The sequence below is a fragment of the Claveliimonas sp. genome, from assembly GCF_037273965.1.
Lineage (GTDB): Bacteria > Bacillota > Clostridia > Lachnospirales > Lachnospiraceae > Claveliimonas > Claveliimonas bilis.
In genome coordinates, this window is record NZ_JAYAZJ010000123.1 from 18,580 (window position 1) to 33,888 (window position 15,309).

The following is a 15,309-nucleotide window of genomic DNA, read 5'->3' on the forward strand; positions in this document are numbered from 1 at the left end:
TTTTACCTTTTTCTATTTCTTTTTCCTGCTGTCAATAAACTGTTTCAGTTTTAAAGCTTTCTCTATATTTCCTTCTACTTTCAGTTTTCCAAGGGTTACCGCCAGGATCGGATCCTGCTTCCCGGCTGCTATCTTCATCAAAGTCTCTGCTGTACAGATAAACATGGCATCCCTGTCAAAATATTCATAAGGCTCTACATACAATTTCCCTTCTTTTACTTCCACATAAAAAATTCCTTCTGCCTCCCCTGTAATATTAAACTGATAGGCCAGGTGCTCGGTTATATCGCTTACATCCGCCTCCATGAACATTCCTTTTACCTCTGCAAACATATCTGCATAAGTCATTCTACATTTTCCTCCTTTTTTTCGACCGTCGGTCGTATATTTTATGCTGTTAAAATACCATCTTTTCGACTATCGGTCAATAGTGATTACGCTAAAATACCGTGGAGATTTTCCGTCATTTTTGTAAGGATTTTCATTGGCTTTTCTCATATATCTGTGCTATACTAAGCTGTAAATCAAAATGACAGCAGCAGAAAGGAAAAGGCGAGGCAGATGGCCAATCAGGCAAAATACGAAAAAATTTTGGATGCACTTCAGACTCTTCTGGAAGACCGCAGCATACAGACAATATCCGTCAGCGAAATTGCGCAGACTGCCGGTATCGGGAAAGGCAGTATCTACTATTACTTTCCGTCCAAAAATGCGATCCTGGATGCACTGATCCAAAGAAATTACGAAAAGCCCATACAAACTGCCCGCAGTCTTACAAGCCAGCCGGATATTTCCCCCTTTACACGCATGGCAATGATCTTCCAGGCATGCCGCAATTCTTCTTCTGAATTTTTGAAATCCGAAGGAACGACTGCATCCGGCGCTCAGGAAAAGGCCTTTCTGCATCAAAAATATTTAAATCATCTGATTTCCGAACTAAAGCCGGAGCTGGCAGCGATCATACGTCAGGGAATTGAGAGAGGAGAAATCCATTTCGACCATTCGGAAGCCCTGGCCGAAATTGTCTTGATTGTTTTGACCGTAAAATTGGATAACACACTGATTCCATCTACACGTGAGGAAATAGAAGATACCATTGCCGGCCTTGTCTCTCTTCTTGAAAAAGGGACAGAAAATCCGACCGGATCCTTAAATTTTTTAATGACAATATAAAAAGCCGAGACAGTGTTTATAAACTGTCTCAGCTTTATTTTTTTGAAAAAAGATGTTTGATAAATACATACATAACAATTCCAAAAGCGATAAGATATCCCAGCGCTCCCAGTGCCGGGATTCCCCATATCTTCGGCTTCATATCTGTTGTACAGATAATACTGGAACTGATAAGAAGCGCCATTACCCACAGTCCCATTACAATATTCTGCACCATTCTTCTTAGAAGCCGTGAAAGTTCTGTGGAAGCATGGAGATCCAGATTAACGCGCGTCTGACCCTTCAGATATCCCTGTACGGCATCGGCTACAAGGGTCGGAATATCAAGCGCTCTGTGAAAAGCCCGGTAAAAACTTTTTCCGCTGCTTTTCAGCTCCTTCTTCCAATCAAAATTTTTCAGCAGACTTTCCTTGATCCTTCCGGCAGCAATCTCAACCATATTGATCTCCGGTGAAATTTCTGCCAGCACCCCTTCCATATGTGTCAGACCTCTTGCAAGCATCGTAAGACCATGAGGCATAATAATTCCATTTTCCTTCATGACATCCATGAGATCCATAGTGATGGCAGCGACATCAATATTCCCCATATCCACTCTTCCATATTTGGATAAAAGGTTGTTGATATCCTCATACAGACGGCTGGGATCCGGCGGTTCCTTGAACTCGCCCAGAATCATAACTGCATCCTGAATCATTCCAATGTCATTTGCAGCCACACCGCGCACAGCCTTTGCAATCTGCTCCCTGTCTCTCTCTGTAAGCCGTCCCATCATCCCCATGTCAATCCATATGATCTTGCCGTCACGGATTCTTAAGTTACCGGGATGGGGATCCGCATGAAAAAAGCCGTCCTCAATGATCTGCTTCATATAATTATCTGCAAGTTTACTTCCAATCTCTTTCAGATCATAGCCGTTCTCCAGAAGCGCTGTCTTATCATCAACCTCAAATCCATCAATATATTCCATAACAAGGACATGAAGGGTCGTATATTCCTGGTAAAGAACGGGAGTCCCCACAAAGGAAATTCCTTCATTTTTCTTGGCAAACTCTTCCATGTTGGCCGCTTCTGTAAGAAAGTTCATTTCCTCACGGGTCACATCCCAAAGCTCATTTAAAACCATGTCAATATCCACCATGCCCTTGATAGTGGCAGACGGAATCAGCTTTGCCGCTTTTCTAAGCAACGCAATGTCCCGGGCCATCATCTCATAAATTCCCCTTCGCTGCACTTTAATCACAACGGGAGATCCGTCCTTTAATACAGCCCGGTGCACCTGTGCGATAGAGGCAGAACCGAGAGGCTTTTCACTGATTTCCTTAAAAATAGTCCCCCAGGCACAGCCATAAGAATCTTCTATCACATCAGAAACTTCTGAAAAAGGCATCGGTTTTACATCTGATCTTAATTTCATCAGCTCATCGCAGTATTTTTTTGGAAGAATATCAGAATGCATGGACATGATCTGTCCGATCTTGATATAAGTCGGTCCCAGATCTTCCAGGATCAGCCTTAATTTTTCCGGAGTCAGCCCTCTGGTGATCTCATACTTTCGAAGGATATCCACCATTTCCCGAAGCCGGCTTTTATATTCTCCGGATTCTTTTTTACTCATCGGATTCCTCAGCCTCTTTTGCAAGAATACGGTCCTTCAAAGCCTGTATCTGCTCCGGCGTCATTTTATCCAACAGCTCGTCCAACTCCTCCGGAGAGGAAGCCTTGACAGAGACATTGACCTTATCTTTCATCGTTTTTTTGATATTATGCTTCAATTCTTCATTAAGGGCTTTTCCCTGCTCTACAGTCAATTCCCCTTTTTTTACCATTTCATCCAGCACTTCTTTTGACTTTTCTGTCGTTACTGCCACTGCTCCAATCCCTGCCAGCAGTATCTTTTTCATGCCATCTCCAAAATTTTCCATTGTCCAGTCTCCTTTCTACCCAATCTGATATATTCCGGTTTCCTATATGAAAATCTGATCCGCAAACCGCAAAAATTCCGGAACAAAGATCATAACTCCCGCCACTGCAGCCATAATAGAGGCGATCAGGACTGCCCCGGCGGCAGCATCCTTTGCCAGCTTTGCCAGCGGTCTTCTCTCCTCCGTCACAAGATCTACCACTGCTTCCACTGCTGTATTCACCATTTCCAGCGCCATGATGAGCCCAAACAAACTAAAACACAGGCACCATTTTATCACGGAAATCTGAAAAAAAATACCGGCTGCAATAACCAGGATCATCATGCAGCAGTGAATCTTCATATTTCTCTCTTTTTTTATGACTGCAAATATTCCCTCAAATGCATAACCAAAACTTTTGTAAATGGGATCCTTTTTGGGCTTTTCCATATAGTTTTTCCTCCCGGAAACAAATTGTATAATCATTATAGCAGATTTTAAGAGAAAAATCTTCGTTTGCCTTCAAATATCTCCACAATTGTCTTTTCTGTTCCTGTCATGCCAGGCGAAGCGATCAGCCCCATATTTCGCATTGTCTCCTCCGGTGTTTTTCCGTTAATTCCGTGTACATCGTCAATATAGATTCCATGCATTGCAAAATCTACGGATTTATATGCCGCATCTACTGCTGCGATTCCCTTCATCGTACACCCCTGATTTCCCCCGTCACAGATCATTCCTGTAATACTGCTGGCCATATTGTTTAGGGTATGGGCCATCATTTCCACTGTACCTCCCCTTAAATATACGAGAGCGCATGCCATGCCTGATCCTGCTGCAATGGCACAGCCGCAGAATGCGGACAATTTTCCCGAGTATTCCTTAATATACATACAGACAAGATAGCTAAGAGCCGTTGCCCTCAAGAGCTGTTCTTTCGTATATCCGTTTACCTTATATGCTCCATATAAAGGCATTGTCGCAATAATTCCGTGGGCGCCTGACCCGGTAATACTCATAGCGGGCTTATCCAGACCTATTACTCTTGCCTCAATCGCCGCATTGCACAAAAGCGAAGCCGTCGCCTGCTCATCTTTGGAAATTTCTTTTCCATCGTTCATGTTAAGAAGCCGACGGGCAAATGTAGTTCTTGGACTTTCCAGCCCTTCATGGAACAGCGCCAGATTTGTCTGATATGCTTCTTCTATAAAGGAAATCTCCTCAATCGGCACGGAATCAGCATATTCATAAAGCTCCTTTAATGTATAGCGATGAATCGGGTGTACTGTCTCCTCTTCTTCCTGTACCGGGTAACTGTCCTTCGGCTCCGTTCCAAAGACTTCCTTTCCATTTACAGTAATTTCTGTAATGTTGGTGTGAGAGTCCCGAATCGTCACACATGCTGCATCTTCTGCTGTTTCCACCTCCGCTTTAATAAAAATCCGGCTCGTAATCCCCTCCAGTCTGGCTGTTATCTTTCCTTCTTCCAGCATTTTTCTTGCTTCCTGTACATCTGCATCCTTTACATCCGCCAGAGATTCCAGTCCCTTATCCGGGTCGGCAGCCACTGCTCCAAGAGCGGCCGCAAAGGCACTCCCCACTTCAGTTGTTCCGGGGATCCCGCATGTGAAGGCGTTCTTGTACATTCCGCTGTTCATGGATACTGTAACCTTCTCTACTGTCCCCTTTGTATAGCTTTTTGCTTTCGCCACCGCAAAAGCAAGCGCTCCCGGCTCTGTTACCCCAAGCGCCGGCTTCATATCATCCTTTATCATCTGTGAAAGTTCATGCATAATGAATCTCCTCCTTTTCTCTCATCATACAATAGAATGCTCCCCGGAATCAAGGACACAAATAAGGGACGGAAGTTTTTAAAAACCTCCGTCCCCTATTTTCGTCTTTCTGATAATCTCCCGGATCGGCAGCACGCTTCCCGGTGATACCGACAATTCGTCCACGCCCATTTTCAGGAATGTTTCTGTCAAAGTTGTATCCGCGCCGAGTTCCCCGCAGATGCCTACCCAGCAGTTTTCTTTATGACCGTTTTCCACTGTCATACGAATCATTTCCAAGACTGCCGGATGATGAGAATCATAAATGTTATCCAGCTTTGCATTCTGACGGTCAATCGCCAGAGTATACTGGGTCAGATCATTTGTTCCAAGACTGAAGAAATCCACTTCCCTGGCAAGCTGTGCGCTGATCATAACCGCCGCCGGCGTTTCAATCATAACGCCCTGTTCCACATCCCCGTATGGAATGCCCTTTTCATCCAGCTCTGCCTTGATCTCTTCCACATATTTCTTTGCCTGGAGCACTTCATTTACAGAGATGATCATGGGATACATGATGCCAATGTTTCCATATGCGCTGGCACGAAGCAGCGCGCGGAGCTGTGTCTTAAAAATCTCCGGGCGGTCAAGACAGATGCGGATCGCCCGATATCCCATTGCCGGATTTTCTTCATGATCCAGATTAAAATAATCTGCCTGTTTATCGGCCCCGATATCCAGCGTACGGATGATCACCTTCTTGCCTGCCATGGTCTCTGCCACCGTGCGGTATGCCTGGAACTGTTCTTCTTCTGTCGGGAAAGTATCTTTTTCCAGATACAAAAATTCACTCCGAAAAAGCCCTATGCCGTCCGCATCGTTGGCAAGCACTCTTGCCACATCGCCCACACTGCCGATATTGGCGTAAAGCCGGATTTTCTTTCCATCCAGGGTGACGTCTTCTTTACCCTTCAGCTGAAGAAGCAGTTCTCTTTGCCGTTCTTCCTCTCTTTTCTTCTCCTGATAAGAAGCAAGGAGTTCCTCGTCAGGCTCTACGATCAATTCACCCTTTACCCCGTCAATCACTGCCATCTTCCCATTCATTTCTTCACTGACCGGAATACCGATCAAGGCGGGAATATTCATTGTACGTGCCAGAATAGCCGTATGGGAATTAGAAGAACCAAGCTCTGTCACAAATCCAAGCAGTTTGGATTTGTCCATCTGAACAGTCTCGCTGGGCGCCAAATCCTTTGCCGCCAGGATCACCGGCACATCTCCAAGATCTCCATCTGCATTTTTTCCCTGAAGGATTCTTACGACACGCTCTGCAATATCCTTGATATCGGCAGATCTTGCCTGGAAATATTCATCATCCATCTGTGAAAACATCAGCGAAAAATTATCTCCCGTGGAAGCGACCGCATATTCTGCGTTGACCTTCTGAGCTTCGATCATATTTTTAATGGAATCATTAAAATCGTCATCCTCCAGCATCATTCCATGTACTTCGAAAATAGCGGCGCCTGTCTCTCCCACTTCTTTCAGTGCTTTTTCATAAAGGGCATTCAACTGATCGGATGCCTGGCCTTTCGCCTCTTCATAGCGTTTCCATTCTGCTTCCGTATCAATAATGCTCCTCCTTTGCACCATCTGTTCTTCTTTGGAGTAATAGAGGATTTTACCTATAGTAATTCCTTTAAGAATCGATTTCCCCTGATAAATTTTCATGGCGCACCTCTTTTATAAATTTGCTTTCATAAACTCTTCCATTGCAGCGATGGCGGCGTCTTCATCCGCTCCCTCTGCAGTAATGGTAATCTCTGCTCCCTGTTTTAAGCCCATTCCCATAATAGCCAGAAGCTTTCCTGCTTCCGCTTTCTTTCCGTTTCCTTCCAGCGTAATGACAGACTGGAATTTCTTAGCTTCTTTTACAAGAAGTCCTGCCGGTCTTGCGTGAATACCAAGTTCATCCTGAATAGTGTACTGAAATGTTTTCATAGTTATCTTCTCCTCTCTTACTTATATAAAATCATTGTCTCATATGGTTTCAAAATTACTTCTGTTCCATTTATATCCTGCTTCTCATAGTTGCCAAGCAGACATTCATACAGCTCCAAATCCTCTCCTGCATCCCAGCGGACGTGATTTCCGTAAAAATTGTTGATTACCAGAAGCTCTTTTCCTTTATAATATCGCTTATAAGCAAAAATAGAAAGGTGTTTTTCTGCTTTTGGCTCAAACTCTCCGTATGCAATAATATCATACTCTTTACGAAGCCGAATCAGCTTTTTATAAAATATAAACACAGAATCCGGATCCTGAAGCTCCGTTTCAGCGTTGATAAAACAGGTGTTTTCATTAACCTGAATCCATGGATTCCCTTCTGTAAATCCTCCGTTTATTCCATCACTCCACTGCATAGGCGTCCTGCTGTTGTCCCTGGAATGGATCTGAAGGATCTGATAGGCATTCTCTTTCGACAACCTCAGGCTGCCTTTACCATCGGCGGGATTGAATCTTTTAAAGAATCATCACAGCGCAATCATAAAAAAGGCAGGACAAGAGTTTTACAGTTTATGGAACTGATCGCCGATGAGAAAATTTCTCTCCGTACCGGATTTGAGAAAGGAAGCGAGCTTTACTATCTGCAAAGGCTCCATTATCTGGATGAAAAGCCGCTGATCCTGAATCACAACTATTTTCTTAAAAGTGCAGCTGAAGGACTGACTCCCGAGATTGCCGAGGATTCCATCTATGAATATTTGGAAAACGTTCTGCACATGACCATCGTAAACAGTCAGAGGATCATGACCGTCGAGAAGATCACACAGATCGACGAGAAATATCTGGAGCTGGATGCCAATGACTACAACTGCATGGCAGTCATCACCAGCCGCACCTACAACGGCGACGGCGTGATGTTTGAATTTACACAGTCCCGCCACCGTCCGGATTACTTCAGTTTTCAGGATAATGCTATACGTAAGTCTCCTCTTGTCAGATCAGATTTTTAAAAAACGGTCTCTATGATACTGGCGCCTTTACAACAGATTTCCATAGAATAATGCCGGGGATAATATCTTGTAGAAAATACCAGTTCTCCGTCGTTGATGAAAACTTCTACCGAAGAAACATCCGCCAGTATTTCTACCTGACGGAGGACCGCTACTTCTGACCGCCGTACGCCGCGTCCTCCCGATGTTCCTTCTTTATCCCGGTTTTCAAATTCCATCCTGAAATATCCTTCTTTATATTCCAATAGAAGTTCCTCTCCTAAAACCGCCCGGAAACGATTGGCTTTTATCCCGGAAACACGAATGTCATACACTTTCGCACCTTCTGCCGAAAGGTAGTCCCTCTCTTCTCTTTCCGCTTTTTTCCACTGTTCCAGTTCCCGAACCGGCCTTTGACAGATTTTACCGTCTTTTTTGTACAATTCTCTTGGGAAAGTAAAACAATGCTGCCATCCCTCCCGAATCGTGGAGATATTTCCATATTCTTCACAGTCCGGCATTCCCATCCACGCCAGCAAAATAATACGTCCGTCTTCTGCCTGAAAGCTTTGAGGCGCATAAAAATCAAATCCGTAATCCCACAACTGATACTCTGACAGATAACTGTCTGTCATAATGTCCCCTTCTACGAAAAAATAGCCGGACTGATAAACATTTCTCTCTTCCCAGATACCGCCTGTCAGCCCCTGTACAGATGCGGATAAAATATTCTGTCCATCTACAGTAAAGTAATCGGGACATTCCCACATATACCCAAAGGGGCTTGATGTAGAAATCCGTTTCTTAGGTTTCCAGTTTATCCTGTCGTCGGATTCAAAAATCTGTACCTGTCCCGCATTATCTTTCGTTCTGACTCCCTGAACCATATAATAGCGGCCTTTTTCTTTCCACACTTTCGGATCCCGTACATGGCAGCTTAAATCCGAAGGATAGTCCCCGTTTCTCATCAAAAGCTTTTTCGGACCGAAGTTCAGGCCATCTCTGCTCTCTGCAAGAATAGTGTTGCCTTCCCTTCCCTCTAAAATGTAATCATATTCTTTATCTTCCAGCTTTACATTTCCGGTATAATAAAGATACATCTTCCCTTCGTCAATGAGCGCACAGCCTGAGTACACGCCATGGCAGTCAAAGGGCTGATCAGGATAAAGAGCTGTATCTTTATACTCCCACCGGATCATATCTTTGCTTACTGCATGCCCCCACATTTTCACTCCGCCGTTGACATCAAAAGGCGAATATTGAAAAAACGCATGGTAAATCCCCTGAAACTGACACAGCCCATTGGGATCATTCAACCATCCTACCGGAGGCATCAAGTGCAGTTTCTGCCGGAAACGGCTCCCCGGATCCGCCGTTTGTTCCACCATATCTGTCATATGTTTTAAATCTCTGGTCAACGCATTCATATTGATCTTCTCCTGCCGCCTATTCTTTTTTTATTGTCATTACAACACTCTCATGCCCTACCTGCGCCGGATCCGCCTTTGTTACAGCGGCAAAATCATCGGCATTTGTCAGGATCATCATTGTGACCGTTTCATAGCCCGCTTTGCGGATCTCATCTAAATCCGCCTCGATCAGTACATCTCCTGCCTGTACCTGATCTCCATCTGATACTTTCTTTACAAAACCTTTTCCTTCCATTTTCACCGTATCAATCCCAATATGGATCAAAAGCTCTCCTCCGGCTTTTGTAGTAAGGCAGACAGCGTGTCCGGTATCATAAATGCTGGAAATCTCCCCGTCGCAGGGCGCTGTAATTTTACCGTCCTCCGGAATGATCGCTGCTGTTGCTCCCAGAATTTCCGCTGCAAATGTCTCATCGGATACCTGGGAAAGAGGAATCATCTCACCTTGTACAGGACTGAAAAGGGACTCTTCCGTTTCCCTTTTCTCTATAGCTGCGCTGCTTGGCTCCACTGATTTCTCTATCGATTTCTCCGTCAGTTGTCCCGCCGGCTTTGTATCTTTATAAATTATAAAAGAAATCACGAATGCAACACCCACTGCAATTGCCATTTCAATGATATATTGAATCGGCTGCTCCAGACAGAGCAAGACTCCGAAAATACCTGTCACGCCGGTTCCCTTTGCTCCCAGATGTACAATGGACGCATACAGAGCACCGCATCCGCCGCCAATACATCCTGCAATAAATGGTTTAAAAAACCTTAAATTCACACCGAAGATTGCCGGTTCCGTAATTCCCATAAATGCACTTAAAGAAGAAGGAAGCGCAAGGGATTTTATTTTTTTATCTCTGGACTTCAGCCCAACTGCCAGCGCTGCCGCACCCTGTGCTACATTTGCTGCGCTTGCAAGAGGCAGCCAGTAGGTCACGCCATACTGGGCAAGCTGTCCAAGATCAATCGCTGTATACATCTGATGAATGCCTGTCACCACTGTAGGCGCATACAGCGCTCCCATCACAAGGCTTCCAAGACCCAGCGGAAGAGTAAGCAGCCACTGGATCGCATCCAGAACCGCATTTTCCGCCCACACAAATACAGGGCCGATGGCTGCCAAAGTAAGATATCCTGTCACAAACACACTGACAAGAGGGGTTACAAAAAGATCCAGAACTTCCGGCACAACCTTATGCAGCTTCTTCTCCAGCACAGACATAAGCCACACTGCAATTACTACCGGGATGACATGTCCCTGATAACCTACCATATCAATATCATACAGTCCGAAGAAAACAGACTGTGTCACCTGAACTCCCTGCTCTGCTACTGTATAGGCATTCTGAAGGCTCGGATGGATCATGATCATACCGATAACTGCCCCCAGATAAGGATTTGCCCCGAAAGCCTTTGCCGCTGAAAATCCAATCAGTATCTGCAGGAAAGAATACGCAATGTTGCTGAAAAGATTGGCAAAAACATAAATAGAACTGGACGTACCAATATGCAAAAAGCCATTATTGTTCATAAAATCCAGAGAATTCATGATTCCCATAAGAAAACCGCTGGCAACAATGGCCGGAATAATGGGAACAAAAATATCCCCCAGAAGCTTGATCGCCCTCATAAAGACATTCTGTTTCTGTGCCGCCGCTTCCTTGGCTTCTGCCTTTGTACTGGCAGTGATACCGCCCAGGCTTACAAATTCATCAAATACTTTATTGACAGTCCCTGTTCCGAGGATGATCTGGAGCTGGCCCGAGGCCTCAAAGACTCCTTTTACTCCATCTACGTTTTCCAATGCTTCTCTGTCTGCCTTCGAATTGTCTGAAATAACCAGCCTAAGTCTCGTCGCACAGTGTGCCGCCGAGACAATGTTCTGACTTCCGCCTACAAGATCCAGTATTTCCCGTGCGGTCTTTTGATAATCCATTGCCATAACCCTCTTTTCACTCCTTTATATGTAATCGTTTTCATATTTTTCGAATTTATCATAAATAAAAAAATGCCATTTGTAAAGATGGCATTTTTACTGATTTTTCTATTCTCTTTTTGTGAAAATTTACAACTTTCCATTCACATCCGGTATATCAAAATTATTCTCTCTTTTTTTCACTCTGCAGATTTTTTATCTCATATCCCAACTTCATCTGCACGGAAATATCCTGGCCGTTTTCTATAATGTCAATGAGAAGCTCCGCACCTTTAACCCCGCTTGTCTTATATCCGAAATGGACAGTGGGGATTCCCCCTGTTACTGCTTTCAGAAACTGGTTGTCACCGAATCCTGTAATCTGTATACTCCCTTTTCTTTCCGGAAAATCTTTCTGAATCGCTTCCAACGCTCCGGCCGCTATAGTATCCGTAGCACACGATATGATATCGATATCACTATTATCCCGAAGTAGTTCGAAGGCCTTTTCATAGCCGGACTCCATGGTAAACTTTGCTTCCTTCCGAAGTCCGTCCTTCATTTTCATTCCACATTTGGCAAGACCGGATAGGAAACCGTCCTCTCTTCCTGTTCCGACCGCTTTGTCCTCCCTTGTTACGCCAATATATGCAATCTTCTGCTTGCCGGATTTTCCTACATATATTCCCATTTCTTTCGCTGCGCCGTAATCGTCGTGATAGACACAGTTCTCGCCTTCCAAGTGCTGCCCGATAACGACAATAGGTATTTTTGTCTCACGGATATGCTTTCTGTGCTTTCTTGTCAGGATAGTCGCGATCAGGATCACTCCGTCTACCGGATAATTTTCAAACAGCTCCATATATTCCAGCTCTTTCTCCGGATTATTGTCTGTTGTGGCAAGAAGCATCTGGTATCCCTTTTCCTGCAGTATCTTTCCAATGCCGTCTGTCACTCTGCTGATGGTTTCAGAACTGATTTTCGGAACCACCACTCCCACAAGCCTCGTCTGTCTGGTACGAAGGTTCCTTGCCTGGATAGAAGGCCTATATCCGGTCTTTTCAATAATCTCACGGATCTTTTCCTTCTTTTCCTCGCTGACATATCCTCCATTGAGATATCTTGACACTGCTGCGCTTGATACCCCGGCAAGACGGGCAATTTCCTTAATGGTCATAGCCGGTTTCCTCCAAAAACTCTTTCAGATTCACAAGCACTTTTTCATTCAGCCTTGCAACAGCCTGACTTGTCATGCCCGAAGATTTTTTCAGACAGGAAACATGATCATACTGCAGCAATTCCTCCTCCCCAAGTCCCATCAGTGTATCGCAAAAATACCAGGTATTTTCTTTTTGCAGCCACTTCTTCATGGCTTCTGCATCAAAACAGGGGCTTAAGGCAGTATTGAAAAGAATGGTATTGTCTCCCATAATATCCATTTCTCTTTCATGGAGAAGGACCACATTTTTGCTAAGGCAGCTGCAGATCACATTGCAGGAAGCAAGAAGCTCATCCAGTTCCAGATAATGGTATCCGCGCCTCTCTTCCAGCTCTCTTTTCCTTGTCCTGCTGTAATAGCTGACGTCAGCGCCAAAAGCTGACAGAGCGGCAGCAACAGCCTGGGCGCTTGCCCCCATTCCCAGGATACCTGCGCGGATCCCGGAAACTTCCGATTCTACGCCAAGAAAAGGCGGATGTCCTCCTGTTCCCTGAAGCATATGGATCACTTCTCCGATCACATATTCCGCTACTCCCTGATCCCCGTAATCACGGACTCCTTTCACACAGATTCCCTGCTCCCTCGCATAGCGGATATCTACATTAGAACTGGCCTTGGAATAAAGGCTGCAGCACATACCGATATATTTCAGATTTTTGCACTCTTTCAGCACTGCTTCTCCGATAGGGTACCGGTAGCTCACAAAGATTGCATCCGAATCACCGATCCGTTTTATGATCTCCTCCTCATTTTCAGGAAATGTGTCATAAAAGACAGCCTCCTCAAAATATTTCTCTACTTCTCTTTTCGTTTCATCCAGGAGAGATACCGGCTCAATTGCTGTTATTTTCTTTAATTTCATATGTGACTTCCTCCGAATTTCGCATCTGTTTCCATCATAACACCGAATGAAGATGGAGGCAATATGCCTTCAAGATGTCTGCCGCAGAAAAATAAGCGTACCATTATTTCTAATGATACGCTTATAATCATTTTAGATAGAAACTCTAACTGTTTTCACCTATTTTATTTCTGTGCGATTGCTGCCTGTGCTGCTGCCAGACGTGCGATCGGTACACGGAACGGTGAGCAGGATACATAGTCAAGTCCAAGGCTATGGCAGAACTCTACAGAGCTTGGATCTCCACCGTGCTCTCCACAGATACCTACGTGCAGTTTTTCGTTAACTGGCTTTCCTAAGTCGATTGCCATCTTCATCAGCTTGCCAACGCCATCCTGATCCAGTTTTGCAAATGGATCGTTCTCGAAGATCTTAGCATCATAGTAAGCATCCAGGAATTTTCCAGCGTCATCACGTGAGAAGCCGTATGTCATCTGTGTCAGGTCGTTTGTACCGAAGCAGAAGAAGTCAGCTTCTTTTGCGATCTCATCAGCTGTCAGAGCAGCTCTTGGGATCTCGATCATTGTACCAACTTCGTACTTCAGATCGCTTCCTGCTGCTGTGATTTCAGCGTCTGCTGTCTCAACAACGAATTTCTTCACATATTTCAGCTCTTTGATATCTCCAACAAGCGGGATCATGATTTCCGGCTGTACTTTCCATTCCGGATGAGCTTTCTGCACATTGATAGCTGCACGGATAACAGCTTTTGTCTGCATCTTTGCGATTTCCGGATATGTCACTGCCAGACGGCATCCACGATGTCCCATCATTGGGTTGAACTCATGCAGGCTGTCGATAACAGCTTTGATCTGCTCAACTGTCTTGCCCTGTGCATCAGCCAGTTTTTTGATGTCTTCTTCCTCTGTCGGAACGAACTCATGAAGCGGTGGGTCAAGGAAACGGATCGTTACCGGGTTTCCTTCCAGAGCCTCATACAGTTTCTCGAAGTCTCCCTGCTGTTCCGGAAGGATCTTCTCCAGTGCAGCTTCTCTTTCTTCTACTGTCTCAGCGCAGATCATTTCACGGAATGCATCGATTCTGTTACCTTCGAAGAACATATGCTCTGTACGGCAAAGTCCGATACCTTCTGCTCCAAGTTCGCGTGCTTTCTTAGCGTCTGCAGGTGTATCTGCATTTGTACGAACTTTCATTGTTCTGTATTTGTCAGCCCATCCCATGATTCTTCCGAACTCTCCAGCGATTGTAGCATCAACTGTAGGGATGATTCCGTCATAGATATTTCCTGTGGATCCGTCCAGAGAAATTGCATCTCCTTCGTGGTATTCTTTTCCGTTTAATGTGAATTTCTTGTTTGCTTCGTCCATCACGATGTCTCCACATCCAGATACACAGCATGTACCCATTCCACGTGCAACAACGGCAGCGTGAGATGTCATACCACCACGAACTGTCAGGATACCCTGTGCAGATTTCATACCTGTGATATCTTCCGGTGATGTCTCAAGACGTACAAGTACAACTTTCTCTCCTCTTGCAGCCCATTCTACAGCGTCATCTGCTGTAAATACGATCTTACCGCATGCAGCTCCCGGAGATGCTCCAAGTGCTTTTGCCATCGGTGTAGCTGCCTTAAGAGCAGCAGCGTCGAACTGCGGATGAAGCAGAGAGTCAAGGTTTCTCGGATCGATCATAGCAACTGCTTCTTCTTCTGATCTCATTCCCTCATCAACAAGGTCACAAGCGATCTTCAGAGCAGCTTTTGCTGTTCTCTTTCCGTTACGTGTCTGAAGCATATACAGTTTACCATGCTCTACAGTAAACTCCATATCCTGCATATCTCTGTAGTGTGTTTCCAGAGTCTTGCACACTTCTTTGAACTGTGCGAAAGCTTCCGGGAATTTCTCTTCCATTTCGGAAATGTGCATAGGAGTACGAACACCAGCAACAACGTCCTCTCCCTGTGCATTTGTAAGGAACTCACCGAAGAGTCCGTTCTCTCCTGTAGCAGGGTCACGTGTAAATGCAACACCTGTACCACAGT

15 protein-coding genes are annotated in these 15,309 nt (G+C 44.9%); 2 read left to right on the forward strand and 13 right to left on the reverse strand.

Going from position 1 to position 15,309, the window contains the following annotated elements:
* Positions 1 to 12 precede the first annotated feature (12 nt).
* A complete protein-coding gene (locus WJ238_RS10940) occupies positions 13 to 348 on the reverse strand; it encodes an SCP2 sterol-binding domain-containing protein (protein ID WP_316266422.1) in 336 nt (111 codons plus the stop codon).
* Between the two features lie 213 nt (positions 349 to 561).
* Between WJ238_RS10940 and WJ238_RS10945 the strand changes: the two genes are divergently transcribed.
* Positions 562 to 1,173, forward strand: coding sequence for a TetR/AcrR family transcriptional regulator (locus WJ238_RS10945; protein ID WP_316266420.1), 612 nt, complete (start codon positions 562 to 564; stop codon positions 1,171 to 1,173).
* A 34-nt stretch (positions 1,174 to 1,207) separates the two neighbouring features.
* Here WJ238_RS10945 and WJ238_RS10950 read toward each other — a convergent pair whose 3' ends face one another.
* The 7 genes from WJ238_RS10950 to WJ238_RS10980 form a co-directional block, all read right to left on the reverse strand.
* Entirely contained in the window at positions 1,208 to 2,791 is a 1,584-nt protein-coding gene (locus tag WJ238_RS10950) for an ABC1 kinase family protein (protein WP_230106764.1), read from the reverse strand.
* Complete coding sequence (locus WJ238_RS10955; protein WP_230106765.1) at positions 2,784 to 3,098, reverse strand: phasin family protein; 315 nt, start codon at positions 3,096 to 3,098, stop codon at positions 2,784 to 2,786. The genes WJ238_RS10950 and WJ238_RS10955 overlap by 8 nt, the downstream gene beginning before the upstream one ends.
* 42 nt (positions 3,099 to 3,140) lie before the next feature.
* Positions 3,141 to 3,527 (reverse strand): diacylglycerol kinase family protein, encoded by a 387-nt coding sequence (locus tag WJ238_RS10960; RefSeq protein WP_230106766.1) that lies wholly within the window; start codon positions 3,525 to 3,527, stop codon positions 3,141 to 3,143.
* 47 nt (positions 3,528 to 3,574) lie between these two features.
* Positions 3,575 to 4,870, reverse strand: a complete 1,296-nt coding sequence (locus tag WJ238_RS10965) for an L-cysteine desulfidase family protein (protein WP_337606939.1) — start codon at positions 4,868 to 4,870, stop codon at positions 3,575 to 3,577.
* A gap of 78 nt (positions 4,871 to 4,948) precedes the next feature.
* The gene (gene ptsP / locus WJ238_RS10970; protein ID WP_337606940.1) at positions 4,949 to 6,580 is read right to left on the reverse strand and encodes a phosphoenolpyruvate--protein phosphotransferase; all 1,632 of its coding nucleotides are present in this window, start codon (positions 6,578 to 6,580) and stop codon (positions 4,949 to 4,951) included.
* 12 nt (positions 6,581 to 6,592) lie between these two features.
* Positions 6,593 to 6,850, reverse strand: a complete 258-nt coding sequence (locus WJ238_RS10975; protein WP_230106769.1) for an HPr family phosphocarrier protein — start codon at positions 6,848 to 6,850, stop codon at positions 6,593 to 6,595.
* 17 nt (positions 6,851 to 6,867) lie between these two features.
* Positions 6,868 to 7,335 carry an alpha-amylase family glycosyl hydrolase gene (locus tag WJ238_RS10980; RefSeq protein ID WP_316268346.1) on the reverse strand — a complete coding sequence of 156 codons (468 nt, stop codon included), beginning with the start codon at positions 7,333 to 7,335 and terminating at the stop codon, positions 6,868 to 6,870.
* Between WJ238_RS10980 and WJ238_RS10985 the strand changes: the two genes are divergently transcribed.
* Positions 7,297 to 7,866, forward strand: a complete 570-nt coding sequence (locus WJ238_RS10985) for a UTRA domain-containing protein (protein WP_337606941.1) — start codon at positions 7,297 to 7,299, stop codon at positions 7,864 to 7,866. The genes WJ238_RS10980 and WJ238_RS10985 overlap by 39 nt on opposite strands.
* On the opposite strand, the gene WJ238_RS10990 is transcribed toward WJ238_RS10985, so the two are convergent.
* From WJ238_RS10990 to ppdK, 5 genes are all read right to left on the reverse strand, one after another.
* Positions 7,863 to 9,272 carry a glycoside hydrolase family 32 protein gene (locus tag WJ238_RS10990; RefSeq protein ID WP_316266405.1) on the reverse strand — a complete coding sequence of 470 codons (1,410 nt, stop codon included), beginning with the start codon at positions 9,270 to 9,272 and terminating at the stop codon, positions 7,863 to 7,865. The genes WJ238_RS10985 and WJ238_RS10990 overlap by 4 nt on opposite strands.
* Before the next feature lie 19 nt (positions 9,273 to 9,291).
* Positions 9,292 to 11,205, reverse strand: a complete 1,914-nt coding sequence (locus WJ238_RS10995; protein ID WP_337606942.1) for a PTS sucrose transporter subunit IIABC — start codon at positions 11,203 to 11,205, stop codon at positions 9,292 to 9,294.
* Between the two features lie 163 nt (positions 11,206 to 11,368).
* A complete protein-coding gene (locus tag WJ238_RS11000) occupies positions 11,369 to 12,361 on the reverse strand; it encodes a LacI family DNA-binding transcriptional regulator (RefSeq protein ID WP_316266403.1) in 993 nt (330 codons plus the stop codon).
* Positions 12,351 to 13,265, reverse strand: coding sequence for an NAD(P)-dependent oxidoreductase (locus WJ238_RS11005; protein ID WP_337606943.1), 915 nt, complete (start codon positions 13,263 to 13,265; stop codon positions 12,351 to 12,353). The genes WJ238_RS11000 and WJ238_RS11005 overlap by 11 nt, the downstream gene beginning before the upstream one ends.
* A 164-nt stretch (positions 13,266 to 13,429) precedes the next feature.
* A partial coding sequence (gene ppdK / locus WJ238_RS11010) for a pyruvate, phosphate dikinase (RefSeq protein ID WP_337606945.1) occupies positions 13,430 to 15,309 on the reverse strand: 1,880 nt, incomplete at its 5' end.